The sequence below is a fragment of the Tardiphaga sp. genome (genome assembly GCF_044340795.1).
Taxonomy (GTDB): Bacteria; Pseudomonadota; Alphaproteobacteria; order Rhizobiales; family Xanthobacteraceae; genus Tardiphaga.
Map to the genome: position 1 here is coordinate 1 of NZ_JBIISY010000039.1, position 25,930 is coordinate 25,930.

At 64.7% G+C, this 25,930-nt stretch carries 25 protein-coding genes; 16 read left to right on the forward strand and 9 right to left on the reverse strand.

Annotated elements, in window-relative coordinates:
- Positions 1-131: 131 nt before the first annotated feature.
- Both ACIQ17_RS08955 and hisS read right to left on the reverse strand, forming a co-directional pair.
- Positions 132-347: a 4-oxalocrotonate tautomerase family protein gene (locus ACIQ17_RS08955; RefSeq protein WP_398467568.1), complete on the reverse strand. Its 216-nt coding sequence runs from the start codon at positions 345-347 to the stop codon at positions 132-134.
- A gap of 141 nt (positions 348-488) precedes the next feature.
- Positions 489-1,985 carry a histidine--tRNA ligase gene (gene hisS, locus ACIQ17_RS08960; RefSeq protein ID WP_398467570.1) on the reverse strand — a complete coding sequence of 499 codons (1,497 nt, stop codon included), beginning with the start codon at positions 1,983-1,985 and terminating at the stop codon, positions 489-491.
- Between the two features lie 158 nt (positions 1,986-2,143).
- Here hisS and ACIQ17_RS08965 point away from each other — a divergent pair, with 158 nt between their 5' ends.
- From ACIQ17_RS08965 to ACIQ17_RS08980, 4 genes are all read left to right on the forward strand, one after another.
- Positions 2,144-2,740: a phage holin family protein gene (locus ACIQ17_RS08965; RefSeq protein WP_398467572.1), complete on the forward strand. Its 597-nt coding sequence runs from the start codon at positions 2,144-2,146 to the stop codon at positions 2,738-2,740.
- The gene (locus ACIQ17_RS08970; protein ID WP_398467632.1) at positions 2,737-3,837 is read left to right on the forward strand and encodes a YihY/virulence factor BrkB family protein; all 1,101 of its coding nucleotides are present in this window, start codon (positions 2,737-2,739) and stop codon (positions 3,835-3,837) included. Before ACIQ17_RS08965 ends, ACIQ17_RS08970 begins: the two co-directional genes overlap by 4 nt.
- Before the next feature lie 197 nt (positions 3,838-4,034).
- Complete coding sequence (locus tag ACIQ17_RS08975; protein WP_398467574.1) at positions 4,035-5,501, forward strand: EAL domain-containing protein; 1,467 nt, start codon at positions 4,035-4,037, stop codon at positions 5,499-5,501.
- Between the two features lie 15 nt (positions 5,502-5,516).
- On the forward strand, positions 5,517-6,371 hold the full coding sequence (locus ACIQ17_RS08980; protein WP_398467576.1) for a TIGR01459 family HAD-type hydrolase: 855 nt from the start codon (positions 5,517-5,519) through the stop codon (positions 6,369-6,371).
- Positions 6,372-6,567: 196 nt separating this feature from the next.
- On the opposite strand, the gene ACIQ17_RS08985 is transcribed toward ACIQ17_RS08980, so the two are convergent.
- Positions 6,568-6,963, reverse strand: a complete 396-nt coding sequence (locus tag ACIQ17_RS08985; RefSeq protein ID WP_398467578.1) for a response regulator — start codon at positions 6,961-6,963, stop codon at positions 6,568-6,570.
- A gap of 234 nt (positions 6,964-7,197) precedes the next feature.
- Between ACIQ17_RS08985 and ACIQ17_RS08990 the strand changes: the two genes are divergently transcribed.
- From ACIQ17_RS08990 to ACIQ17_RS09025, 8 genes are all read left to right on the forward strand, one after another.
- Positions 7,198-8,169, forward strand: coding sequence for a bifunctional riboflavin kinase/FAD synthetase (locus ACIQ17_RS08990; RefSeq protein WP_398467580.1), 972 nt, complete (start codon positions 7,198-7,200; stop codon positions 8,167-8,169).
- A gap of 20 nt (positions 8,170-8,189) precedes the next feature.
- Positions 8,190-8,729 (forward strand): sugar O-acetyltransferase, encoded by a 540-nt coding sequence (locus ACIQ17_RS08995; RefSeq protein WP_398467582.1) that lies wholly within the window; start codon positions 8,190-8,192, stop codon positions 8,727-8,729.
- Between the two features lie 199 nt (positions 8,730-8,928).
- The gene (ileS, locus tag ACIQ17_RS09000; RefSeq protein ID WP_398467584.1) at positions 8,929-11,916 is read left to right on the forward strand and encodes an isoleucine--tRNA ligase; all 2,988 of its coding nucleotides are present in this window, start codon (positions 8,929-8,931) and stop codon (positions 11,914-11,916) included.
- The gene (gene lspA, locus ACIQ17_RS09005) at positions 11,889-12,410 is read left to right on the forward strand and encodes a signal peptidase II (RefSeq protein WP_398467586.1); all 522 of its coding nucleotides are present in this window, start codon (positions 11,889-11,891) and stop codon (positions 12,408-12,410) included. The genes ileS and lspA overlap by 28 nt, the downstream gene beginning before the upstream one ends.
- Before the next feature lie 88 nt (positions 12,411-12,498).
- Positions 12,499-13,218 carry a hypothetical protein gene (locus ACIQ17_RS09010; protein ID WP_398467588.1) on the forward strand — a complete coding sequence of 240 codons (720 nt, stop codon included), beginning with the start codon at positions 12,499-12,501 and terminating at the stop codon, positions 13,216-13,218.
- Between the two features lie 157 nt (positions 13,219-13,375).
- Positions 13,376-14,770, forward strand: coding sequence for a M16 family metallopeptidase (locus ACIQ17_RS09015; protein ID WP_398467590.1), 1,395 nt, complete (start codon positions 13,376-13,378; stop codon positions 14,768-14,770).
- A gap of 2 nt (positions 14,771-14,772) precedes the next feature.
- On the forward strand, positions 14,773-16,134 hold the full coding sequence (locus tag ACIQ17_RS09020; RefSeq protein WP_398467634.1) for a M16 family metallopeptidase: 1,362 nt from the start codon (positions 14,773-14,775) through the stop codon (positions 16,132-16,134).
- On the forward strand, positions 16,134-17,036 hold the full coding sequence (locus ACIQ17_RS09025; protein ID WP_398467592.1) for a ketopantoate reductase family protein: 903 nt from the start codon (positions 16,134-16,136) through the stop codon (positions 17,034-17,036). Before ACIQ17_RS09020 ends, ACIQ17_RS09025 begins: the two co-directional genes overlap by 1 nt.
- Here the strand turns inward: ACIQ17_RS09025 and ACIQ17_RS09030 are convergent.
- Positions 17,033-17,716, reverse strand: a complete 684-nt coding sequence (locus tag ACIQ17_RS09030) for an ROK family protein (RefSeq protein ID WP_398467594.1) — start codon at positions 17,714-17,716, stop codon at positions 17,033-17,035. The genes ACIQ17_RS09025 and ACIQ17_RS09030 overlap by 4 nt on opposite strands.
- Positions 17,717-17,869: 153 nt before the next feature.
- Here ACIQ17_RS09030 and arfB point away from each other — a divergent pair, with 153 nt between their 5' ends.
- From arfB to mutL, 3 genes are all read left to right on the forward strand, one after another.
- Positions 17,870-18,286: an alternative ribosome rescue aminoacyl-tRNA hydrolase ArfB gene (gene arfB, locus ACIQ17_RS09035; protein WP_398467636.1), complete on the forward strand. Its 417-nt coding sequence runs from the start codon at positions 17,870-17,872 to the stop codon at positions 18,284-18,286.
- A 30-nt stretch (positions 18,287-18,316) separates the two neighbouring features.
- On the forward strand, positions 18,317-18,712 hold the full coding sequence (locus ACIQ17_RS09040) for a VOC family protein (protein ID WP_398467596.1): 396 nt from the start codon (positions 18,317-18,319) through the stop codon (positions 18,710-18,712).
- A 105-nt stretch (positions 18,713-18,817) separates the two neighbouring features.
- Positions 18,818-20,638 (forward strand): DNA mismatch repair endonuclease MutL, encoded by a 1,821-nt coding sequence (gene mutL / locus ACIQ17_RS09045; RefSeq protein WP_398467598.1) that lies wholly within the window; start codon positions 18,818-18,820, stop codon positions 20,636-20,638.
- A gap of 6 nt (positions 20,639-20,644) precedes the next feature.
- Here mutL and ACIQ17_RS09050 read toward each other — a convergent pair whose 3' ends face one another.
- Genes ACIQ17_RS09050 through ACIQ17_RS09060 form a run of 3 tightly spaced genes read right to left on the reverse strand, consistent with a single transcriptional unit; the run spans position 20,645 to position 23,701 of the window.
- On the reverse strand, positions 20,645-21,031 hold the full coding sequence (locus ACIQ17_RS09050) for a VOC family protein (protein WP_398467600.1): 387 nt from the start codon (positions 21,029-21,031) through the stop codon (positions 20,645-20,647).
- 15 nt (positions 21,032-21,046) lie between these two features.
- Positions 21,047-21,604, reverse strand: coding sequence for a 16S rRNA (guanine(966)-N(2))-methyltransferase RsmD (gene rsmD / locus ACIQ17_RS09055; RefSeq protein ID WP_398467602.1), 558 nt, complete (start codon positions 21,602-21,604; stop codon positions 21,047-21,049).
- 3 nt (positions 21,605-21,607) lie between these two features.
- On the reverse strand, positions 21,608-23,701 hold the full coding sequence (locus ACIQ17_RS09060; RefSeq protein WP_398467604.1) for a pseudouridine synthase: 2,094 nt from the start codon (positions 23,699-23,701) through the stop codon (positions 21,608-21,610).
- A gap of 159 nt (positions 23,702-23,860) precedes the next feature.
- Here ACIQ17_RS09060 and ACIQ17_RS09065 point away from each other — a divergent pair, with 159 nt between their 5' ends.
- Entirely contained in the window at positions 23,861-24,307 is a 447-nt protein-coding gene (locus tag ACIQ17_RS09065) for a nucleoside deaminase (RefSeq protein WP_398467606.1), read from the forward strand.
- Here ACIQ17_RS09065 and ACIQ17_RS09070 read toward each other — a convergent pair.
- Both ACIQ17_RS09070 and purD read right to left on the reverse strand, forming a co-directional pair.
- Complete coding sequence (locus ACIQ17_RS09070) at positions 24,278-24,532, reverse strand: DUF6894 family protein (protein WP_398467608.1); 255 nt, start codon at positions 24,530-24,532, stop codon at positions 24,278-24,280. The genes ACIQ17_RS09065 and ACIQ17_RS09070 overlap by 30 nt on opposite strands.
- Before the next feature lie 70 nt (positions 24,533-24,602).
- Positions 24,603-25,883: a phosphoribosylamine--glycine ligase gene (gene purD / locus ACIQ17_RS09075; RefSeq protein ID WP_398467610.1), complete on the reverse strand. Its 1,281-nt coding sequence runs from the start codon at positions 25,881-25,883 to the stop codon at positions 24,603-24,605.
- Between the last annotated feature and the right edge of the window lie 47 nt (positions 25,884-25,930).

A 25,930-nucleotide genomic window follows, 5' to 3' on the forward strand; every position in this document is an offset into this window, starting at 1 on the left:
GGGCGGGCGCCCCCGTGGGCGCCCTGCCGGGGGCGGGGACGCCACAAGCTCCGAGCCTAGCCGAACCCCTCATCCGTCTTCGCTTCGCGAAGCCACCTTCTCCCACAAGGGGAGAAGGAAGAAGAAACCGACTACTTCTTCGCCGCGGCTGCGGCTTCTGCAGCGCGTTCCACGAAGGTCTTGCCGCCCTTCATTTTATGGGCGAGCGGCGCTTCGTTGATCTGGATGGTGACGGCATCGGCAGCGACGCCGAGATTCTTCACCAGCGCCTGGGTGATGTCGAGCATCATGCCCTTCTTCTGCTCGTCGGTGCGGCCGGCGGCCATGCTCACGGTGATCTCAGGCATTGATGTCTCCCTTTGTTGTTTTCGAACGCGTCGTAAACGTTGTTTGGCACGTCATGGCCGGACTTGATCCGGCCATCCACCTTTTTCAATCGTCCGCAAGTTGGGTACGCGGGTCAAGCCCGCGTATGACATGCGGGAATATCAACCGCTCCAGCTCACGCCGTGTTTGACGAGCAGCGTCTTCACCGTGCTGACCAGATCGCTTTCCGCAATCTCGATCTGAGCCTCGGCCTGCTTCTTCAGATATTCCTCGCGGTCCTTGATCTCGGTGAGGCCGGCACCGGCGATCAGATCCTTGATCAGCAGCTTGCCGCCGGCCTTTTCGTCCGAACCCTGGATGATCGCGAGCGGCGAGTTGCGTTTGTCGGCATATTTCATCTGCTGGCCGAGCGCATGTTTGGGATTGCCGAGATACAGTTCGGCGCGGATGCCACTCGAGCGCAGTTTTGCGACCATCGCCTGATAGTCCGCGATCTCGCCGCCGAATACGGTGACGACGACCGGACCGGGTTGCTGCTTCGTATCGATCTTGCCGAGCAGCGTCAGGGCTGCCTGCAGGCGCGACACGCCGATGGAGAAACCGGTGGCCGGCACCGGCTCGCCGCGGAAGCGCGACACGAGGCCATCATAACGGCCACCACCGCCGACCGAACCGAAGCGCACCGGGCGGCCCTTCTCGTCTTTCGTCTCGAGCGTGAGCTCAACTTCATAGACGGGGCCGGTGTAGTATTCGAGGCCGCGCACGACGGAGGGATCGATCTTGATGCGATCTTCGCCATAGCCTGCTGCGGTGATCAGCTTGCCGATCTCATCGAGTTCGGCACGGCCCTGCTTGTAGGCTTCGGAGCCGTTGAGCCTGTCGGTCGCCTCGCTCGCCGCATCGAGGCTGCGCAGCACGGTTTCGGAATCCTCGGCGGAAAGTCCGGCGCCCTTGGTGAAGTCGCCCTTGCCTTCCTCGCCACCGTCCCAACGGCCGGGGCCCAGCAGCTTCTTGATCTCATCGACCGGAAACTTGTCCATCTTGTCGATGGCGCGCAGCACCGTGAGGCGACGGCCGGCCTGATCGTCACCGCCGAGGCCGATGCTCTCCATCACGCCATCGAGCACCTTGCGATTGTTGACCCGCACCACATAGCTGCCGCGCGGAATGCCCAAGGCTTCCATCGTGTCGGCCGCCATCATGCACATCTCGGCATCGGCCGCCGGCGAGCCGGAGCCCACGGTGTCGGCGTCGAACTGCATGAACTGGCGGAAGCGGCCGGGGCCGGGTTTTTCGTTGCGATAGACGTAGCCGGCGCGGTAGCTGCGATACGGTTTCGGCAGGGCGTCCCAGTGTTCGGCGACATAGCGCGCGAGCGGCGCGGTCAGGTCGTAGCGCAGCGAGATCCACTGCTCGTCATCGTCCTGGAACGAGAACACGCCTTCATTCGGCCGGTCCTGATCGGGCAGGAATTTGCCGAGCGCGTCGGTGAATTCCATGGTCGGGGTCTCGACCGGCTCGAAGCCGTAGCGCTCATAGACCTCGCGGATGGTGTCGGTCATGCGCCGGGTCGCGGCGATATCCGCCGGTCCACGATCGCCGAGACCGCGCGGCAGGCGCGCGCGGAGTTTTTGCGGTTTTTTGGGTTTGTCAGCCATGCGCGCGTGGTACCAGCGCAGGCAGGAACCGGCAAGAACCGGAGCGCGCGGCCGGAGCCGCCAAGTGGCTGCCATGCGTTCGCGGAACCAAGCCATCCGGTCCTCGTTCCTTTTTTGACACCGGCGCACCTCGCCGGGCCAGAAACGAGGTCTTTCCCATGCCCCCGCTCGTCAGCGCGCTTGCCCGTACCGGCCTGGCGCTCAAACTCGACCAGGTCAAACGCGCCACCTCCTCCTATATGCGCGACCGCAGCGAGCAGGGCACGAGCATCGCCGTCTCCTATGCCACCGCGGCCGGCCTGTATGCCGCTGCGGGCATTTTCCTGGTCGCCACCCTGCTGGTGGGCGCGGCCGCGCTGTTTCGCTGGGTGGAGATCACCTATGGGCTGTTTCCGGCCTTCGGCGTCACCGGCGGCCTGTTGCTGCTGCTGGCCGCGACGTTTGCCGCACTGGCGGCCGCCCGGCTGAAAAAGCCCGCGCGCCGGTTTCCCACGTTGAGCAGCCGGTTGCGCGTCGCCGTCAATGCGACGCCGTCCCGGCCATCGGGCACCCCGGCGCAGCGGACGGCCCCGCCCGCGGAATTCAAGCCAAGCACCTCGCCGCCCCGCCCGCGCGCCGCGGCGGCGGGTGACAATGGCCCGCTGAAGGCCGGGCTGCTACTGGCCGCGACCCTGGCCGGCTGGGCACTGACGCGCCGCCATCAATTGGCCAAGGACATCACCCCGCCGCGCAAGCAGGCCAAAGCAGAGAACTGATGCGCCGTCGCCTGATTGACGCCGAGAGCGTGTGGCTGGTTGCGGCCACCACGGCGGCCGTGCTGGCCGTGCAGAGCCTGGCTGCCCCGGCCCGGCGTCCATCCATGCCGGCCGGCAGACGGCCTCCTCAGCCGGTTGCCGAGCTCGCGCAGCCCGATCGCGGGCGGGATTCGACCACGCCGCTGCAGATCCCGCAGGCCGGCTGGAAGGACATTCTGTGGCGCACCTATGAGCAGATCAATGACGACCGCCTGCTCGCCATCGCGGCCGGCGTGGTGTTCTACGGGCTGCTCGCCGTATTCCCCGCCATCACGGCGCTGGTCTCCTGCTACGGCCTGTTCGCGGACGCCTCGACCATCTCCGACAACCTGCAGACGCTGGCCATGGTGCTGCCGGCCGGCTCCTACCAGATCGTGCAGGACCAGATCGCCCGCGTGCTCGCCAAGGGACCGGCCAGCCTCGGCTTTACGTTTTTGTTCGGTATCGCGCTGGCGCTGTGGAGTGCCAATGCAGGGGTCAAGGCGGTCATCGACGCCCTCAATGTCGTTTATGACGAGCGCGAAAAGCGTAGTTTCATCAAGCTCAACGCGCTCTCCCTCGCCTTCACGTGCGGCGGCATCGCCGCCCTGCTGCTGATGGTCAGCGCCGTGGTCGCCTTTCCGCTGGCGATGGACCGCGTCGGCCTCGCCCAGGACAGCAAGCTGCTGCTCGGCCTCGCGCGCTGGCCGCTGGTCCTGCTGGTGGTGATGCTGGCGCTCGGCCTGCTCTACCGGTTCGGCCCGAGCCGCCCCGGCGCGCGCTGGCAATGGCTCGGCGCCGGCACCATCGCCGCCGCCGCGCTCTGGCTCGCCGGGTCACTGCTGCTGTCGTGGTATTTGTCCAATTTCGGCAATTACGACGCAACCTACGGCTCCCTCGGTGCCGCCATCGGCCTGATGATGTGGATGTGGATGTCCGCCATCATCGTGCTGTGCGGGGCCGAACTGAATGCCGAGATCGAGCATCAGACCGCGCGGGACACCACCGTCGGCCCGGAACGCCCGATGGGCGCCCGCGGCGCCACCATGGCGGACAGCCTGGGACGGGCCTCTGCCTGAGCATGATCCCGAAAAGTGGGCACCGGTTTTCGGGGTGGATCATGCTCATATAAGACTCCGGTGCAAAAGCACCGGTGGGCATCCTCCCGGGGGCCATTTCCGAATCAGCAATAATGGTAAGCTTGCCCCTATATTTAGCGGCGGCTGCCGAGCCCGCCTGCCGCACAAGGACATTGGACCAGGGTGCCGCGCGCGTCATGATTCGCATCTCTACGATATTTGTCGGCATCTGCATGGTGCTGATCGCGGCGTCGCTCGGCGCGGTGCTGCATATGGTGGCGAAGGTCTCCGGCTATGAGGCGACCATTGTCAGCCTGGCCGCGCTGACCATCATGATCCTCTACAACGCCGTCTCGCTGCGGATCAAAGACCGGGCCGAGGCAAGCGGCCAGATTTCCGACCTCTCCCGCGGTACCACCGACCTCGCGCGTCAGGTCGCGGAATACGGCCGCCGCCTTGCCGCGCTGGAAGCCAAGCTGAACGCATCAAACACGGCCCAGCAGGATCGCATCCAGGGCGTGATGGGCGAGATTGGTGAACTCGGCTCGATGATGCGGCAGCTCGCCAATTCGGTCGCCGCCCATGACGACATCCTGTCCGCTCCGCCCGCGCCGGCCCCGGTGCCCGTCGCCTTCGCGCCGCCTGCGCCGCCGGTGAAGGTCGTCCACACACCACCGGAGATGCCGCTCGCCGTCGACGTCGCCGAGGACACCGTTTCGCCCGCCAATGTGCCTGTCATCATCGTGCCGCCGAAAACCGACGCGCAGTTCGTCAACACGATCCGCCGCGCCATCACCGAGAACCGCATCGACATCTATCTGCAGCCCGTCGTGACGCTGCCGCAGCGCAAGGTGCGCTTCTACGAGGCGATCTCGCGCCTGCGCGATGACAAGGACCAGATCATCCTCGCCGATGACTTCATCGGCCCCGCCGAAGAAGCCGGCTTCATGCAGGAGATCGACCACAGCGTGCTCCTGCGCAGCATGCAGGTGCTGCGCCGCCTGATGGTGCGCAACAAGGACGTCGGGGTGTTCTGCAATGTGGCGAAGTCAACGCTGTCTGACCCGACGGCCTTTGCACAGTTCATCGATTTCCTCGATGCCAACCGGGCGCTGGCGCCCTCCTTCATTCTCGAATTCAAGCACAGCACATTCCGCCATCTCGGCGTGGTGGAGAGCGAGCACCTCGCCGCCCTCGCCCAGCGCGGCTACCGCTTCTCCATCGATCATGTGACCGATCTGCGTATCGAGCCACGCGAACTCGCCGATCGCGGCGTGCGGTTCATCAAGGTTCCGGCGGCCCTGCTGCTTGATCCGAAGCAGGCCTCGCTGTCCGACATCCACGCTGCCGACCTGTCTGACCTGCTCGGTCGCTTCGGCATCGACCTGATTGCCGATCATATCGAGGGCGAGCGCGCCGTGGTGGATCTGCTCGATTTCGACGTCCGCTTCGGCCAGGGCTTCCTGTTCGCCGCGCCGCGGCCGTTGCGCCCGGAAACCCCGGCTGCTAACGGGACCGCGGCAAATCCAGCCAGTGCTTCGTCCAACAAGGCTTCCACGGGAACCGTGAGCCCGGCACGGTCAGCCAGCGCCACCCCGCGGGGTGAACAGCCGCGGAGTGGCGGCCTCGCTGCCTTGGCCCGCCGCGCCACCGGTCCGAACTGATCGGCATCTGACTTCATGACTACTTTGCGTTTCGCCGAGCGTCTGCGCGACCTCACCGGACAAGTCGACGTCGTTCTCAGCGACATCTGGGGCGTTGTCCATAACGGGCTGGAGTCGTTCCCGGACGCCTGTGCGGCGCTGCATACGTTCCGGTCGAATGGCGGCACGGTGGTGCTGATCACCAACGCGCCCCGCCCGGCGGACTCCGTGCAACGGCAGCTGCGCAAGCTGAATGTGCCCGATGACTGCTATGACGCTATCGTCTCCTCGGGCGACCTGACCCGCAATTTCGTCGCCGATCGTCCCGGACAGGCCATGCACCTGATCGGACCGGACCGCGACTCGTCGATCCATCGCGGGCTGGACGTGAAGCTCGTGCCGCTGGCCGACAGCGACTACATCGTCTGCAGCGGCCTGTTCGACGACGAAACCGAGACCGCAGAAGACTACCGCGACATGATGCAGCAGGCGCTGTCGCGCAAACTCACCATGGTCTGCGCCAATCCGGACATCATCGTCGAGCGCGGCGATCGGCTGATCTATTGCGCCGGCGCGGTGGCCGAACTCTATCGCGAGATGGGCGGCGAGGTGATCTTCTACGGCAAGCCGCACAAGCCGATCTATGACCGAGCGATGGCGCTGGCCAAGGCCAAGCGCGGCAAGGACACGGAACCGAGCCGGGTGCTAGCGATCGGCGACAGCGTGCGCACCGATCTGGCCGGCGCACATGCCTATGGCATCGACCTGCTGTTCGTCACCCGCGGCATCCATGCCGGCGATTTCGACGGCGTCGAGCAGATGAATGCAGCCGAGGTGAAGGAGCTGTTCGGGCATCCGCCGAAAGCATTGATGCGCGAATTGAAGTGGTAACGGCTGCAAGCTCAGCCTGTCGTCGCCCGGCTTGACCCGGCGATTCAGTAAACGCTGACGCCAGTGTTTCTTTTGAGAGGCCCGCGCGTACTGGATCCCCGCATTCGCGGGGATGACAGACAGAATATCCATTTCCAAACGCAAAATGCCCGGCACGAGGCCGGGCATTCGCGAAACTCTGATATCGAAACGCGGCTCAGGCCGGCACGGCGTCCGGGAACACGGCTTCGATCTTGGTCTTCAGCGTCGCCGCGTTGAACGGCTTGACGATGTAGTTGTTCACGCCGGCCTTCTTGGCGGCGATCACGTTCTCGGTCTTCGATTCCGCGGTGATCATGATGAACGGGGTCTGCGACAGGTTGGGGTCGGCGCGGACTTCCTTGAGCAGGTCGTAGCCCGTCATCGGCTCCATGTTCCAGTCGGAGATCACGAGGCCGTACTTCTTCTGGCGCATCTTCTCGAGCGCCATCGAACCGTCGCTGGCATCGTCGATATGCTCGAAACCGAGCTGCTTCAGAAGATTGCGAATGATGCGGATCATGGTGTTGTAGTCGTCCACCACCAGCACCGACATCGACAAATCAACCGCCATCTTCCAGTCCCCCTCAGGCACGAAACGCGCATTGTAAAAATGTTTGCCGGGCGGCAAACCGATCTGGGTTGAGATTTAGCAGCACCGGTTAAATTTCCCGTTAACCGGGAGCCGGCGGTAAATCCGTCAAATTAGAATGGAATACCCACATGGCGCCGGCTCGCACTTGGCTTGACTGGCTGCTGCCCGCGCGCCACGGTCCGGCCGCATCGAAAACCATCAACGAATCCAATCATGACGCCTGGCTTTACCGTGATCCGCGACACCACCCCTGCTAGCGACATCCCGAAGGGATGCGTGGTGGCGATGGGTAATTTCGATGGCGTCCATCTCGGCCATCGCGCCGTCATCGGTGCTGCGCTCCGCATGGCGGAACTACATAAAACCCGTGCCTTGGCCGTGACTTTCGAGCCGCATCCGCGGCTGTTCTTCAGCCCCAACACGCCGCAGTTCCGGCTGTCGGACGAGGCTGCGAAACTGCGGCTGCTGGCCGGGACCGGGCTGGCCGGGGCTGTCGTCATGACCTTCGACAAGGGGCGCGCCGGGACCACGGCGCACGATTTCATTCACCACGATCTGATCGCGCGACTCGGCATCAGCGGCATCGCCGTCGGCTATGACTTCCATTTCGGCAAGGGCCGCACCGGCTCGCCCAGCCTGCTGGCAACCGAAATGCCGCGGCTCGGCGTCGAGGTGGACATTCAGCCGCATGTGGACATCGACGAACGGCCGGTGTCCTCCACCGCCATCCGCATGGCGCTGGCCGAGGGCCAGATCACCGAGGCCACCGAGATGTTGCAGGGCCCCTGGTTCATCACCGGCGAGGTCATCCACGGCCAGAAGCTCGGCCGCGACCTCGGCTTCCCCACCGCCAATATCCGCCTGCCCACCAGCTGCGGCCTGCGCCACGGCATCTATGCGGTCCGCGTCGGCCGCGGCAATGAGCGCTTCGACGGAGTCGCCTCATTCGGCCGCCGCCCGACCTTCGACAACGGCGCACCGCTACTGGAAGTGTTCCTGTTCGACTTCAAGGGCGATCTTTACGGCCAGCAGCTGGATGTGGCGTTCATCGCGTATATCCGCGACGAACTTAAATTCGACGGAGTCGACGCGCTCATTGTCCAAATGAACGATGACAGCGCGCAAGCGCGTGCCGCTTTGGCAGCCGCGCCCGACGCGTTTCCAAAACTCGGAGACGTCACCTGACCAAGACCGAAAAGCAGAAGATGATCGCCGGCGAGCTTTACAACCCCGCCGGCAATGCCGAACTCGCTGCGGACGAAGCCGCCGCCAAGGCGTGGATGGCGCGCTACAATGCAACCATGAACGGCACCAATGCCGAGCGCCATGCGCTGCTGGTCGAGCAGTTCAAACAGGTTGGCAAGGACGTCGTGATCCGGCCGCCCTTCTTCATCGACTACGGTTACAACATCACCGTCGGCGACGGCGTGTTCATGAATTTCAATTGCGTCATCCTCGACATCACCAGCGTGACCATTGGCGACCGCACCCAGATCGGGCCGGGCGTCCAGATCCTGGCGGCGGACCATCCGCGCGACGCCGCCACGCGGCGCAAGATGCTGGAATTCGGCCGGCCGGTAAGCATCGGGGCCGATGTCTGGATCGGCGGCGGGGCGATCATCCTGCCGGGTGTGACCATCGGCGATGGCGCCCTGATCGGGGCCGGGGCGGTGGTGACGCGGAACGTGCCGGAGGGCGTGACGGTGGTTGGAAACCCGGCCCGGCCGGTCATTCCGCGGGTCTGATCCGCCGGTTTCCGGGCAATCCAGCGCTTTGCGATCCCAGTTCCGGCTGCTATGGAATGCCCGATGTCTGCACGGCGCCCCATCATAAGCATTATCGGCCCGGCTTCCGCCTGAGCTTCGCTCGGCGCAAGACCGGGACCGACCTGTTTCATCGCGTTTTCGACGCGTATCCGCGCCATTCGAGCCAGCCCGAGACCCCATGTCCGACAAGCCCGCGACCAACGACTATTCCAAGACCCTCTACCTGCCGCAGACCGAGTTCCCGATGCGCGCCGGTCTGCCCACCAGCGAGCCCAAGATGCTGGAGCGCTGGAAGGAGATCGACCTCTACGGCAAGCTGCGCGAGACCGCGAAGGGCAAGCCGAAATTCGTGCTGCATGACGGCCCTCCCTATGCCAATGGCAACATCCATATCGGGCATGCGCTCAACAAGATCCTCAAGGACGTGGTGACCAAGAGCCAGCAGATGCTGGGCTTCGACAGCAACTACGTCCCCGGCTGGGACTGCCACGGCCTGCCGATCGAGTGGAAGATCGAGGAAGAGAACTACCGCTCCAAGGGCAAGACCAAGCCGAACTTCAAGGACGGTGCGGCGATGATTGCGTTCCGCCAGGAATGCCGTGCCTATGCCAACAAGTGGCTCGACATCCAGCGCGAGGAATTCAAGCGCCTCGGCATCATCGGCGACTGGGCCGGCCGCTATGCCACCATGGACTTCTTCGCCGAAGCGCAGATCGCGCGCGAACTGATGAAGTTCGCCGCCAATGGCACGCTGTATCGCGGCTCCAAGCCGGTGATGTGGAGCGTGGTCGAGAAGACTGCGCTGGCCGAAGCCGAGGTCGAGTACGAGGATTACACGTCGGATGCGGTGTGGGTGAAATTCCCGGTCGCGGCCGAATACGGCCGCCTCGCCAAGGCGTCGGTCGTGATCTGGACCACCACGCCGTGGACACTGCCCGCCAACCGCGCCATCTCGTTCTCCTCGAAGATCTCCTACGGCCTTTATGAAGTCACCGAGGCGCCGGAGGACAACTGGCTGAAGACCGGCGACCTCCTCATCCTCGCCGACGCGCTGGCCGAGAGCGTGTTCAAGCAGGCGCGCGTCACCTCGTTCAGGAAGAGCAGCGAGCTGTCGTCGGATATCCTCGAGGACCTCGAGTGCCGTCATCCGCTCAAGGGCCTGGCTGGCGGCTATGAGTTCATCGTGCCGCTGCTCGACGGCGATCATGTCACCGACGATGCCGGCACCGGCTTCGTGCATACGGCACCGAGCCATGGCCGCGACGACTTCGATATCTGGATGTCGAATGGCCGCCAGCTCACCGAGCGCGGCATCGCGACGACGATCCCCTATACCGTCGACGAGAACGGCGCGCTCACCGAGCAGGCGCCGGGCTTCACCGGCACCCGCGTGCTCAACGACAAGGGCGAGAAGGGCGACGCCAACGAGGCAGTGATCAAGGAATTGATCGCGCGCAACGCGCTGGTGGCGCGTGCACGTCTCAAGCATCAGTATCCGCATTCCTGGCGTTCCAAGAAGCCGGTGATCTATCGCAACACGCCGCAATGGTTCATCGCGATGGACAAGGATATTGCGGACGATGGCAAGGCGAAGGCTGGTGACACGCTGCGCGCCCGTTCGCTCGACGCCATCAAGGTGACGCAATGGGTGCCGGCCGCTGGCCAGAACCGCATCACCGGCATGATCTCGGGCCGCCCCGACTGGGTGATCTCGCGCCAGCGCGCCTGGGGCGTGCCGATCGCGGTGTTTACGCGCGAGACCGGTGATGGCTCGGCCGAGATCCTGCTCAATGACGACGTCAACAAGCGCATTGCCGACGCTTTCGAAAAGGAAGGCGCCGACGCCTGGTATGCGGAAGACGCGCGCGAGCGCTTCCTCGGCTCGCTGGCGAATGAAGAGTGGAAGAAGGTCGACGACATCTGCGACGTCTGGTTCGACTCCGGCTCGACCCATGCTTTCGTGCTGGAAGACCCCGTGCACTTCCCGGGCCTCGCCGGCATCAAGCGCAAGGTGGATGGCGGCCAGGACTCCGTGATGTATCTCGAAGGCTCGGACCAGCATCGCGGCTGGTTCCACTCGTCGCTGCTGGAGAGCTGCGGCACGCGCGGCCGCGCGCCCTACGATGTCGTGCTCACCCACGGCTTCACGCTGGACGAGAACGGCCGCAAGATGTCGAAGTCGCTCGGCAACACGATCGAGCCGCAGAAGGTGATCAAGGATTCCGGCGCTGACATCCTGCGCCTGTGGGTCTGCGCCACCGATTACGCCGACGACCAGCGCATCGGCCCGGAGATCATCAAGAACACCATCGAGACCTATCGCAAGCTGCGCAACAGCGTGCGCTGGATGCTCGGCACGCTGCATCACTACGACAAGAAGGATGCCGTCGCGTTCAAGGACATGCCCGAACTCGAGCGCCTGATGCTGCATCAGCTCGCCGAGATCGATGCGAAGGTACAGCAGGCCTACAAGGATTTTGACTACAAGACCGTGGTCGCCTCGCTCGCCACCTTCATGAACACCGAACTGTCGGCGTTCTATTTCGATATCCGCAAGGACACGCTGTATTGCGACGCGCCCTCCTCGGTCGCGCGCAAGGCGGCGCTGACGGCGATCGACATCATCTGCAACGCGATCCTGAAGTGGCTGGCGCCGATCCTCTCCTTCACCATGGACGAAGCCTGGCGGATGTATCGCCCGGATGCGGAGCCATCGGTGCATCTGACGGTGTTCCCGGAAGGGCTCGCACAGTTCAAGGACGAAGCGCTGGCGGCGAAGTGGGAAACCATCCGCGACGTGCGCCGCGTCGTCACCGGCGCACTCGAAGTCGAGCGTGCCGCGAAGAATATCGGCTCGTCGCTTGAGGCGTCGCCGCTGGTGCATGTCAGCGACAAGGCCGTGTTCATGCTGTTCGCCGATATCGACCTCGCCGAGATCTGCATCACCTCCAACGCGATGCTGACCAATGGCGATGCGCCGGCCGGCGCCTTCACGCTCAGCGACGTCCCCGGCGTTGCCGTCGTGGTGGAAAAAGCCGTCGGTACCAAATGCGCCCGCTCGTGGAAGATCCTGCCCACCGTCGGCGAGGACAAGGACTATCCGGACGTCACCCCGCGCGACGCGCAGGCGCTGCGTGAATGGAAGGCGCTGGGAGTCGCCGTGTGAGCCCAGCCGCCCGCTCCGGCCTGATCGTCGCCATCGCCACCCTGATCCTCGATCAGGCCTCGAAACTGTGGCTGCTGCATGTGTTCGATCTCGGCCGGCGGGGGCTGGTGCAGGTGCTGCCCTTCTTCGACCTGATCCTCGCCTGGAACACGGGCATCAGCTACGGCTGGTTCTCGGATTCCGGGCCGACCGGGCAGATCCTGCTGCTCGGCTTCAAGATCGTGGCGGTGATCGCCCTCACCGTCTGGATGGTCCGCGCCCATACGCGCATTGCGACAATTGCGCTCGGCCTGATCATCGGCGGCGCCATCGGCAATGCCATCGACCGGTTCGCCTATGGCGCGGTGGTCGATTTTGCGCTGCTGCACGCGGAGATCGGCGGCAAGACCTACAACTGGTACGTGTTTAACGTTGCCGATGTCGCCATCGTTGCCGGTGTGGCGGCCTTGCTGTATGACTCGTTCTTCGGAGCACCCGCCGTAAAAGCGCCCTGATCCCAGCCGATATGCGAGGCCACGGGCGATGCGGGTGGAACTGCGCCAATTTGGGCGTTCCGGCAGAGATTTAGACAGGATGAACACGATGCGCGAGACCGAGACCGGTTGGGCTCTGCACCTTTCATCGGGGGCTCTGAAGCGCTCCCTGCGACTGGCAACGGTCGCGCTCAGCCTCGGCCTTGCGATGTCCGTGACGGCAGCCCATGCGGCGGACGACGATGATGACGGCCTGACCTTCGAGGAACGCGCCATCAAGTCGCTGATGACCGGCCTTGGCGGCACCAATATGGAAAATTCCGGCATCGACTATCGCGAGCGCTCGCCGCTGGTGGTCCCGCCGCGCCTCGACTTGCCGACGCCGGCGGCTTCGAGCAACGCCGCCAATGTGGCGAACTGGCCGAAGGACCCGGACGTCAAGGCGCGCCGGGAAGCGGCCGCCGCAGCCCGCAGCTCCGGCCGCCCGGAGTCGGTGCTCGAGGCTTCGCGTCCGCTCACCCCGTCCGAAATGGCGCCGAAGCGCGCGAAGGTCTCGTCCTCGAACGTGGACAACTCGCATCCGGGCGATCCCAACAAGAACATCGTCCTGAGCCCGTCGCAGCTCGGCGTTTCCAGCGGCATGTTCAAGAACATGTTCGGCGGCAACAAGGGTGAGACCGCCGAGTTCAAGGGTGAGCCCACGCGCGACGCGCTGACCCAGCCGCCGGCCGGCTACCAGACACCGGCGCAGGGCTATGCCTATGGCACCGGGCCGAAGGAAGTCATGCGCAACGAGTATAATATCAACCCGATGACGGGTAAGTATTGATCGCGGCGCTGCCGTTGCCACGATCCACGTTACCGCGACTTAACTTGCGGCGCTCATCGCGCTTCGCCATTTTTCCAAAACCGTTTTAGCGTATCGACCGGCTGCATCTGCAGCCGGCGCGATCGTTCGCCTGCGCCAAGGAGCAGCCAGCCCAGCCATGAGAACATCACTCGCCCGTGCCGCACGCTCCGCCGCCGTCGCCACGCTGTTGGTCGCCAGCAGCTTCGCCTTCTCCGCCGCGCAAGCGCAGACCGAAGCACCGAAGCCACCGACCACGTTCAAGCTCAATAACGGCATGCAGGTCGTGGTCATCGAGGACCACCGCACGCCGGTCGTCACCCAGATGATCTGGTACAAGGTCGGCTCCGCCGACGAGACCCCCGGAAAATCCGGCCTCGCGCACTTCCTCGAACACCTGATGTTCAAGGGCACCGCGAACCATCCGGCCGGCCAGTTCTCCCAGACCGTGCAGCGCGTCGGTGGCGAGGAGAATGCTTTCACCTCCACCGACTATACCGGCTACTACCAGCGCGTCGCCAAGGACGAGCTCGGCAAGATGATGGAATTCGAGGCCGACCGCATGACCGGCCTCGTGCTCAAGGACGAGAACGTGCTGCCCGAGCGCGACGTCGTGCTCGAAGAATATAACATGCGCGTCGCCAACAGTCCGGAAGCACGGCTGACCGAACAGATCATGGCCGCGCTCTATCTCAACCATCCCTATGGCCGCCCGATCATCGGCTGGCATCAGGAGATCGAGAAGCTCGACCGCGAAGATGCGCTCGCCTTCTACAAGCGCTTCTACGCGCCGAATAACGCGACGCTGATCATCGCCGGCGATGTCGACCCGCAGGAAATCCGCCCGATGGTGGAGCGCACCTATGGCGTGATCCCGGCGCAGCCGTCGATCCCCGAGCGCCGTGTCCGTCCGCAGGAGCCGACGCCCGCCGCGCCGCGCACAGTGACGCTGGCCGATCCCCGCGTCGAGCAGAGCAATCTGCGGCGCTATTACTTCGTGCCATCCGCCACCACGGCCGCTTCAGGCGAAAGCCAGGCCCTCGATGTGCTGGCACAGCTGATCGGCGGCGGCCCGAATTCGTACCTCTATCGTGCGCTCGTCATCGACAAGCAGCTCGCGGTGAATGCCGGCGCCGGCTATCAGGGCACGGCCCTCGACAGCGCGCAGTTCATGATCTCGGCCTCGCCGAAGCCCGGCACGGACTTCGCGGATATCGAAAAGACCATCGACGCCGTCATCACCGACATCGCCACCAATCCGGTGCCCGCTGCCGACCTCGAACGCGTGAAGACGCAGCTCGTCGCTGAGGCCACCTATGCGCAGGACAGCCAAGCCTCGCTGGCCCGCTGGTATGGTGCCGCGCTCACCACCGGGCTCAGCGTCGAGGACATCCGCAACTGGCCCGATCGCATCAAGGCCGTGACGGCGGAACAGGTGCGCGCCGCCGCGCAGACCTGGCTCGACAAGAAGCGCTCCGTCACCGGTTATCTCATCAAGGACACCTCAGCGAAGCGCGAGGAGAAGCGGTCGTGAGCATGAATTTCAATCCACGCCGTCTCGGCATCGCCGTCGCCACCGCCTTTTCGCTCGCAGCACTGACGGCAACGCCGTCTTTTGCAGCGGCCAAGGTGCAGCGTCTCGTCACACCGGGCGGCATTGAGGCACAGTTCGTCCAGGACGCCACCGTCCCCATCATCGCGATGGAATACGCCTTTGCCGGCGGCGCGGCGCAGGACCCCAAGGACAAGTCCGGCACCGCCAATATGGTGGCCAGCCTGATGGACGAAGGCGCGGCCGATCTCGATTCCGCTGCCTTCCGCGAGCGCATGGAGCGCCGTGCCATCGAACTGAACTTCACCGCACAGCGCGACTATCTGCGCGGCTCGTTGCGCATGCTGAAGGAACATCGCGACGAGGCTTTCGATCTCGCCCGCCTCGCGGTCACCTCGCCGCGCTTCGACGCGCCCGATGTGGAGCGCATCCGTGCGCAGATCATGTCCGGCCTGCGCCGCGAGACCTCGAATCCGAATTCGCTGGCCACGCGCAAATTCCTCGAAGTGGCGTTCGGCGATCATCCCTATAGCCGGCCGCCCAATGGCAGCCTCGCCGAAGTGCCGAAGATCACCGTCGACGACATCAAGGCCTACAAGAACCGCATCGTCGCGAAGGACACGCTGAAGATCGCCGTGGTCGGCGACATCGATCCGGAATCGCTGGCCAAGCTGCTGGACAAGACCTTTGGCGCGCTGCCTGCGAAGGCCGATCTGGTGCCGGTGCCGGAGATCACCGTCACCAAGCCGCCGAAGAAGGAATTCGTGACGCTGGACGTGCCGCAGACCGTGATCACCTTCGGCACCCCCGGCCTCAAGCGCGACGATCCCAACTTCATGGCCGCCTATATCGTGAACCACATCCTTGGTGGCGGCACGCTGTCCTCGCGCCTGTATCACGAAGTGCGCGAGAAGCGTGGCCTCGCTTACTCGGTCTCGAGCCAGCTGATCTGGATGCAACGCTCCGGCCTGTGGATCGGCAGCACTGCGACCCGCGCCGACCGCGCCACCGAGACCATCGACACCGTCACCAGCGAAGTGAAGCGGTTGGCCGAACAAGGGCCGAGCCAGAAGGAACTGGACGAAGCCAAGTCCTATCTGAAAGGCTCGCAGATGCTGGCGCTCGACACGTCGTCGAAGCTCGCCGGTGCACTGCTGCAATATCAGCTCGACAGGCTGCCGATCGACTATATCGAGAAGCGCAATTCCATCGTCGATGCGGTGACGCTGGATCAGGCCAAGGCGGCTGCGAAGAAGCTGTGGGCCGACGGGTTATTGAGCGTCGTCGTCGGCCGTGCGCCGCAGGCGGCGGCAACGCCGGTGGCACCTGCACCGAAGGCGAACTGATGCAGATCGCCGTCATCGGGGCCGGTGCCGTCGGCTGCTATTACGGCGCCATGCTGCTGCGCGCGGGCCATGACGTCACGCTGGTCGGACGTCCCGCGCATGTGGAGGCCATCAATGCGCGCGGCCTCCATCTGGAAAGCGCGTTCTTCACGGGGTTCATCCTGGCGAAGGCGGTGACGGACATCGCTGCGCTGACACCGCCCGATCTCGTGCTGTTCGCCGTCAAGTCCGGTGACACCGACGACACGGCAAGAGTGCTGAAGCCGGTGCTGAAGCCCGACTCGATCGTGCTCAGCCTGCAGAACGGCGTCGACAATCCCGAGCGCCTGCGCAAAATCCTCAGCCAACCGGTGATCGCCGCTGCGGTCTATGTGGCCACGGAGATGCCGGGTCCCGGCCATGTCAAACACAATGGCCGCGGCGAACTCATCATCGGCGCAGGCCCGCACAGCGCAACGCTGGCCAAGCTGCTGTCTGACGCCAGCATACCCACCACGGTGGCTGACGACATCGATGCCGTGCAGTGGTCGAAGCTGATCAACAACTGCGCCTATAATGCACTGTCCGCGGTAGCCGGCATCGCCTATGGCGAGATGGTCAAGGTCGAGGGCGCCTCCGCCATCGTCACCAACGCCGTCACCGAATGCCTCGCGGTGGCGAAGGCCTGCGGCGTGAAGCTGCCGGGCGACCTGCTGGACAAAACCCTCGGCCTCCCCGCCACCATGCCCCTGCAGCAATCGTCAACCTCGCAGGATCTCGGCCGCGGCAAGCCGTCGGAGATCGACTTCCTCAACGGCTTCATCGTTCGCAAGGGCATCGAGCACGGCATCCCGACGCCGACCAACCATGCGCTGCAGGTGATGGTGAAGCTGGTCGAGCGCTCGGGCTCCCGCCGCGGCTAGCGGCGTTTCGCTGGTTTCGGCGGATCCCACAGCCGGAAGCCGCCGATGAAGGCGTTCTCATTGTCCCCGCGGCGCGTCTTGCTGGGCAGCTTGTCGAGCTTGTCGACATTGCCGCCGCCGAGCACCAAGTAGTCCGGCTGCAGCGCTGCCGTCAGGCGGGCGATCACCTCATCGACGTGATTGCGCCATTTCTTGCGGCCGAGCCGTTTCAGGCCGGCGGCGCCGACATAGGTCTCAAAAGTCTTCTTGCGATAGGGCAGATGGCCGAGCTCCATCGGCGCGAACACGCCATCGAGAATCATCGCCGATCCCAGCCCGGTGCCGAGCCCGAGAAAGAGCATCCGCCCGCCGTCATAGCCGCCGAGCGCCTGCATGAGGGCATCGTTGACCACGCGGGTCGGACAACCAAAAGCGCGCTCGAAGTCATATCCTTTCCAGCCAGTGCCCAGATTGACCGGCTCCTTCAGCACTCGATTTCCGGCGACCGGACCGGGATAGCCGGCCGAGACGACGTCGAAACGCCAATCTTTGGTCAGCGCCTTGACCTGACGCACCATCTCCTTGGCGGAGAGATCCGGACCGGATTCGAATTCGCGTTTAATGCGTTCGCGGGAGGTCATCACCTTCACATGGCTGCCGCCGATATCGATGGTGAGAATGTTACGGGAGGTCTTGGTCATTGGGCTTCCGGACTGCAGGTCGTCTTACGATAAGCGCCAGCCGGCCATCGGTTCCGGCATGGGACACCATGTCCCGGTAAATCTCCGCGACCGTTGCCCGCGCGCATGCAGCACCAAGCCAAACGGGGTATCCTGTGCTACGGAGACGCCATGTTGCTCCGGATTACCCGCTCCATCGCCATCGAGGAAGACGATATCGAGATCGTCTATGTCCGCGCGTCCGGGCCGGGCGGGCAGAACGTCAACAAGGTCTCCACCGCGGCCCAGCTGCGCTTCGACAGCAAGAAGCTGACCATCCCTGAAGACATGGAAATCCGGCTGCGCACCCTCGCCGGCCAACGCATGACCAAGGAGGGCGTGATCGTGATGCACGCCCAGCGCTTCCGTACCCAGGAGCGCAACAAAGCCGACGCCATCGAGCGGCTGGTCGAGCTGATCAAGGAAGCCGCCTATCGCGAACCGCCGCGGCGACCGACCAGGCCTACGCTTGGCTCCAAGAAGCGCCGCCTCGAAGGCAAGAAGCGCCGCAGCGACGTCAAGGCCGGCCGCAGCGGCCGCTTTACCGACTGATTTTTACGACCACGACTGCAAGGATTGCCCATGGCCAAACCCGTTCATTCTATGATCCGCGTGCTCGACGAAGCCCGCTCGCTCGATTTCTACAAGCGCGCCTTCGGTCTGGAGATCGCCGAACGACTGGCCTTCGATGACTTCGCGCTGATCTATCTGCGCCATCCCTCCTCGCCCTTCGAGCTGGAGCTGACCATCAACAAGGGCCGCACCGAGCCCTATGCACTCGGCGATGGCTACGGCCATCTCGCCGTGGTCGTCGATGACCTTGCCGCAGAACATGCACGTTTCGAGCAGGAGAAACTGGCGCCCGGCCCACTGCGCGAGCTGAAACATGACGGCAAGCCGCTGGCACGCTTCTTCTTCGCCACCGATCCCGATGGCTACAAGATCGAGGTGATCGAGAAGGGCGGCCGATTCGCTTAAACCGGGGAAAACGGGCCGCGGCGGGGACATCGGGCGCCCGGAGCCATAGAATGGTGCTTCAGGTTCCCTACATAGACTCGACCCATTCACTGCACGCCGAAACCCATGCCCGTTCGCCAGCTGCCAGAAACCATTGTCAACCGCATCGCCGCCGGCGAGGTGGTGGAGCGGCCGGCCAGCGTGGTGAAGGAGCTGGTCGAGAATGCCATCGATGCCGGCGCCAGCCGGATCGAGATCTTCACCGATGGCGGCGGCCGACGGAAGATCGCCATTACCGATGACGGCCACGGCATGACCCATGCCGATCTCGGCCTCGCGGTGGAACGCCACGCCACCTCGAAGCTCGATGACGAGGATCTGCTGGCGATCCGTACGCTCGGTTTCCGTGGCGAGGCGCTGCCGTCGATCGGCTCGGTGGCGCGACTCGGCATCACCACGCGCCATGCCAGCGAGCCGCATGCCTGGTCGCTCACGGTGGATGCCGGCGCGAAAGAACCGATCATGCCGGCAGCGCTCGGCCACGGCACCCGAATCGAGGTCGCCGATCTCTTCTATGCGACACCGGCGCGGCTGAAATTTCTCAAGACCGACCGCACCGAGGCGGAGGCGATCCGCGAAGTGGTACGCCGCCTGGCCATGGCGCGGCCGGATGTGGCCTTCACGCTGTCCGGCGAGGAACGCGCGCCGGTCACCTGGGCCGCGGCTTTGCCCGGCGCGCCCGGCCAGCTCACGCGGCTCGGCGATATTCTCGGTGCGGATTTTCGTGCCAGCGCGATCGCCGTGCGCAGCGAGCGCGAAGGCGTGGTGGTCGAAGGCTTCGCGGCCTCGCCCTCGCTCACCAAGGCCAATGCGCTCGGGCAATATCTGTTCGTCAATGGCCGCCCGGTGCGCGACAAGCTCATCGTCGGCGCGGTGCGCGCGGCCTATTCCGACTACCTGCCGCGCGACCGTCATCCGGTGCTGGCGCTGTTCGTGACGCTCGATCCGCAGGAGGTCGATGCCAATGTGCATCCGGCCAAGACCGAGGTGCGCTTCCGCAATGCCGGGCTCGTGCGCGCGCTGATCGTGCATGCGCTCAAGGAAGGTCTCGCACGGGAAGGCAAGCGCACGGCGGCGAACAATGACGCGGGCGCGGTGCTGTCGTCATTCCGACCGAACAGCGCACCGAGCTTCACGCCACGCAATGCCAATTGGGACTGGCAGCGCTCGCCGTCCTATCCGGTCGCGCCTACCCCTTCTTTCGATGGCGCAGCCGCGTTTGCTGAAGCGCCGCAGGCCGTGTTCGATGTCGGCACGCCCACTGCCGATGTGCGTTTCGAGGAATTGCCGCAGGTCGACCTGCTCGACCGCCCGCTCGGCGCGGCGCGTGCGCAGGTGCATGAGAACTACATCATCGCGCAGACCCGCGATGGCATGATCGTGGTCGACCAGCACGCCGCCCATGAGCGCATCGTCTATGAGAAGCTGAAGGCCTCGCTCGCCAAGAACGGCGTGCAGCGGCAGATCCTCTTGATCCCGGACATCGTCGAGATGGACGAAGCCACCGTCGAAAAACTGGTGGAGCGTGCCGAGGAACTGGCGGGCTATGGCCTCGCCATCGAGAGCTTCGGCCCCGGCGCCATCGCGGTGCGCGAGACGCCGTCACTGCTCGGCAAGACCAATGCGGCGTCGCTGCTGCGTGATCTCTCCGAGCACATGGCCGAATGGGACGAGGCACTGCCACTGGAGCGCCGGCTGATGCATGTGGCCGCCACCATGGCCTGCCACGGCTCGATCCGCTCCGGCCGCAGGCTGCGGCCGGAAGAGATGAACGCGCTGTTGCGCGAGATGGAAGAGACGCCGAATTCCGGCCAGTGCAATCACGGCCGCCCGACCTATGTGGAGCTCAAGCTCAACGATATCGAGAAGCTGTTCGGAAGACGGTGACGCGTCTCACGTATATTTCGGATCGCGAGTCAGCAACTCGATCGACACGCCGTCCGGGGTGCGGATGAAGCAGATACGCAGGCCCGGCTTCAGCGTGTGCGGCTCCTTTGTGAATTCCACGCCCTTGGCCTTTAACTCCGCCGCCGCCGCATCGACATCTTTCACGAACAGGCCGAAGTGATCAAGCGCTAGATGCGGCTGCTGCGGCGCCGGATTAACGCCCATCTCCGGCGTCACTGGTGCGAGGAAGATCATGCCACCGCCAAGCCGGAGATCGACGCGACCGGGCGCGCGCAGGATCTCGGCACCCAGCATATCGGCGAACCAGTTAGCTGTCGCTTCCACATCACGCGTGCGGATATGGACGTGATCCCAAGTGCAATCGAACGACATCGGCAGTCTCCCTTTTTATTTTGTGTAGCGCAGGAACGTGAATTCGGTCTCGTCATAGGCGCGGCGTTCGAGCTCTTCATAGCCCTGCGGCGCCGTGAAGCCGGCATCCTTCGCCTCTTCCACCACCACCAGCGCGTCGGGCACCAGCCAGCCGCCATCACGCAAGGCTGCGAGTGATTTCTCCGCGAGCTTCTGGCGATAGGGCGGATCGATGAACACCAGCGCGAACGGCTCGACCGGATGTGCCGGGCCGGGATCGCTGGCATCGCGGCGATAGACTTTTGTCACGCCGCCGAGGCCAAGGCTCTCGACATTGTCGCGCAGTAGCGCACGCGCTTCGGAGCCATTGTCCACGAACAGCGTAAACTTGGCGCCGCGCGACACCGCCTCGATGCCGAGCGCGCCGGTGCCGGCATAGAGATCGAGCACCCGCGCATCCAGCATCGGATTCTCATAGGCATGCATCAGGATATTGAACAGCGACTCGCGCAGGCGATCTTGCGTCGGACGGATCGCTTGCGTCGAGGGGCCTGCAATATTGCGGCCCCTCAGCCGGCCACCGATTACGCGCATTGGTTACTCGTCCCGCGGCTTGATATCGCGCTTGCCCTTGTAGCCGCGCTTCGGCGGCTTCTTCGGGCCGCCGAACAATGCCTCGGCGTCGTTGCGCGCACGCGCTTCATCGGAGCCGGAGCGCTGCACCACGACGCGGCGGCCCTTGCGGTCTTCCACCGTGGAGCGCTTCATCACCGGCTTCTTGACGATGACAGGATCGAGCGAGGTGTCGCCCTTGCTCGGCAGCTGGCGGCCGAAATCGGCACCGGCGGCTTCTGCGATCTTCTCGCCGAGCTGCTCGCGCAGCACGCGGGTCTTCACCTCGTCGACCTCGCCTTCTTCCAGCTCGCCGAGCTGGAACGGGCCGTAGGAGATGCGGATCAGGCGGTTCACCTCGAGGCCGAGATGCGCGCAGACATTACGGACTTCGCGATTCTTGCCTTCGCGGATCGCAAACACCAGCCAGACATTGGCACCCTGGTCGCGCTCCAGCGTCGCATCGATGGCACCATACTTGACGCCATCCACCTCGACGCCGTTCTTGAGCTCGTCGAGCTGCGCCTGGGTGACATTGCCATGGGCGCGAACGCGATAGCGGCGCAGCCAGCCGGTGTCCGGCAGTTCGAGCGTACGCGCGAGACCGCCGTCATTGGTGAGCAACAAGAGGCCTTCGGTGTTGAAGTCGAGCCGGCCGATGGAGATCAGACGCGGCAGGTCTTCCGGCAGATGGTCGAACACCGTCGGCCGGCCTTCCGGATCGGCATGGGTCGTCATCAGCCCGCGCGGCTTGTGATACATGAACAGCCGCGTGCGCTCGCGCTCCGGCAACGGCTTGCCGTCCACGGTGATCACGTCATTGGCGGTGACGTCGAGCGCCGGCGAATTGATCTTGCGGCCATTCACCGAAACCCGACCCTGGGTCACCCACTCCTCGGCATCGCGACGCGAGCACAGGCCGGCGCGGGCAACAACCTTGGCGATGCGCTCCGCGCCCTTCTTCTCGGCAGCCTTGCGCGGCGCCTTCTTGGCATCGGGATCGCGCGGGCGGTATTCGCCGCGGCCACCAAAGGCCGGGCGCTGGCGGAAGATCTGGCTGTCGTCCTCATTGTCGCGGCGCGGACGATCATCGCCTTCGCTGCCACGGCGCGGACGCTCCTGCCAGTCCGCACGGCCACGCGGCTCGCGCGAACGCTCGAATTGCGGACGGTCCTCGCGCGAGCGTTCGAAGCGCGGACGTTCGCCATCGCCACGCTCCGGGCGATCATCGCGCGAACGCTCGAAACGTGGCCTGTCGAATTTTGGCCTGTCGAACTTGCGATCGCCATCGCGCGGCGCACGCGCCGGACGGCTGCCGCGATCATCTCCGCGGTCGCGGCTCTGCCACGGCTTCTCATCGCTGCGATCAGGGCCGCGTTCGAAGTCGCGATCACCACGGCCGCCAAAACTCTTGCGCGGGCCGCCGCGATCCGGCGCGCCACGCGAAAACTTCTTCTCGCCAAACGGCCGATCGCCACGCGGCCGATCACCATCACGCGACGGGCGCGAGCCGAAGGGGCGATCACCCTGCGGACGATCACCGCGCGGCGCATAGGGGCGCTTCTCGCCGCCACCATCGCGCGGCTTGCGATCACCGAACGGGCGGTCACCACGTGGACGATCGCCATCACGCGACGGGCGCGCGCTGAAGGGACGATTACCATCGCGCGGCTTGCGGTCACCAAACTTCTTCTCGGAGAAACGACCGGCCGGACGCGCATCGTCGCGATCACGGCGTGGCGGGCGATCACCGAACTCCTTGCGCGGGCCACGCGACGGACGATCGCCATCGCTGCGCGCCGGGCGCTCGTCGCGATTGAAGCGCGGACGCGGCGCATCGCCATAGTCGCGGCGCGGCGCGCGGTCACCGCCATCACGCTTGCCGGCGTAAGGACGCTTCTCGCCGTCACCGTCACGCGGCGGGCGCGGGGTGTAGCTGCCGTCGCGCTTGGCGAATTTCTTCTCCGGGCCGCGGGCAGCACCGGAGCGACCGCCCTTGGCTGGTCCTTTGCCTGGGCCTCTGCCGCCGGGCGGCCGGCCGCGCGAGGGGCCGTTGTTTTTATCGTTATCGCGGGGCATGAAAGGTCTCGCTGCAGCGGAAGCTGAATTAGGTTGAGCGGTGCGGACGGGGTTCGCGGATCGACATTGCGCGCTCAATGGGGCGCAATGTGACGCAAAACCGGTGTCCTCTTTGCTGAAGGCCACTCCGTAGCAGAGTTTTGCGCAGGAAACGAGCTTTTGACCGCCCCTTCTTTCATGGATTTGGCCCTGAAAGCCGCCGAAGCCGCCGGCCATGCGGGGGAAGTCCCGATCGGCTGCGTGATCGTGCGAAACGGCGAGGTGATCGCCAGCGCCGGCAACCGCACCTTGACCGACAAGGACCCCACCGCCCATGCCGAAGTCCTGGCCATCCGCGAGGCCGCCGACAGGATCGGCAGCGAGCGGCTGGTGGATTGCGATCTCTATGTCACGCTGGAGCCCTGCACCATGTGCGCCGGGGCGATCTCATTCGCCCGCATCCGCCGGCTGTATTATGGTGCGGCCGATCCCAAAGGCGGCGGCGTCGATTCCGGGGTTCGGTTCTTTGCCTCGCCGACCTGCCACCATGCGCCGGAGGTCTATTCCGCGGTCGGCGAGACGGAATCGGCGAATCTCTTACGAGACTTTTTTCGCGCTCGCCGCTGACGGCCGCTGCATCCGCGTGATCACCGGCACCCGCATCACCTCGTGGCCATTCTCATGAACCACGCAGACGTGACGGGCGTGCTCGCGGTTGGCCGGCGGCTTTTCTGAAATTTCATCAGCAATTGCATAGGCTTCTGCGATCGCCTGCGCGTCGTTGTCGAGATCACGCCCTGCGTGATCGCGCTCGGTCATCCCGTTCTTCAGGTCAAAATAGTAATGCGCCATGAGGAACCTCTGAACCCTCAACGCGCATCACAACCTTTGGTTCCAGCCGCGATGGAACCTCCGGCTACCTTTACTTGGCCCGCTCGCGCGCGACGGCCTGCCAGCCGATGTCACGACGACAGAAGCCTTCCGGCCAGTTGATCAGGCCGATGGCCTCGTAGGCCCGGCGCTGGGCCTCCCCGACCGTCTTCGCAGAGGCCGTGACGTTCAAGACCCGGCCGCCATTGGCCAAAATCCAGTCGCCGGACGCCTTGGTTCCGGCATGGAACACCTCGACGCCCTCGATCTGCTCCGCACGGTCGATGCCGGCGATGCGGGTGCCCTTGTCGTAGTCGCCGGGATAGCCCTTGGCAGCCATGACCACGGTGAGCGCCGGATCCGGGAACCAGCGCAGGTCGAAATTCTTCAGCTGACCGTCCGCTGACGCGATCAGCGCCGGCAACAGGTCCGACATCAGGCGGACCATCAGCACCTGGGTCTCCGGATCGCCGAAACGGGCATTGTATTCGATCAGCTTCGGGCCTTCGTCCGTGATCATAAGCCCGGCGAACAGCACGCCCTTGTAGGGGCAGCCCATCTCCTTCATGGCCTTCAGCGTCGGCAGGATGATCTCATCCATCGTCCGCTTCTGGATCGCATCGGTGAACACCGGTGCCGGCGAATAGGCGCCCATGCCGCCCGTATTCGGACCCTTGTCGCCGTCGAAGGCGCGCTTGTGATCCTGCGCGGCGACCAGCGGCAACGCATTCTCGCCGTCGCACAGCACGAAGAACGAGGCTTCCTCGCCCACCATGAACTCCTCGACCACGGCTTCGGCCCCAGCTGCGCCAAAACCGCCGCCGAGCATCATGTCGATGGCGTCCTCGGCTTCCTGCAACGTCATTGCGACAACGACGCCTTTGCCGGCCGCCAAGCCATCAGCCTTGATCACGATCGGCGCGCCCTGGGCGCGGATATAGGCCTTGGCCTTGTCCGCATCGTTGAAGCGCTCATAGGCCGCGGTCGGGATGTTGTTGGCCTTGCAGATGTCCTTCGTAAACCCCTTAGACCCTTCGAGCCGCGCCGCAGCCTTGCTCGGCCCGAACGCCTTGATGCCGGCGGCGGCGAGATCGTCGACGATCCCGGCAGCCAGCGGCGCTTCCGGGCCGACCACGACAAAATCGACCTTGTTGTCACGGCAGAATGTGATCACGGCGGCATGGTCGGCGACATCCAGCGCGACGCATTCGGCCTCCTGCGCGATGCCGGCATTGCCCGGAGCGCACCAGAGCTTGGTCAGCAGCGGAGACGACGCCAGTTTCCAGGCCAGCGCGTGCTCGCGACCACCGGAACCGATGAGGAGAATGTTCATGGGAAGACTGCCTGGCGAAAAGACTTTGGAGGGTTTTGGATGGTTTT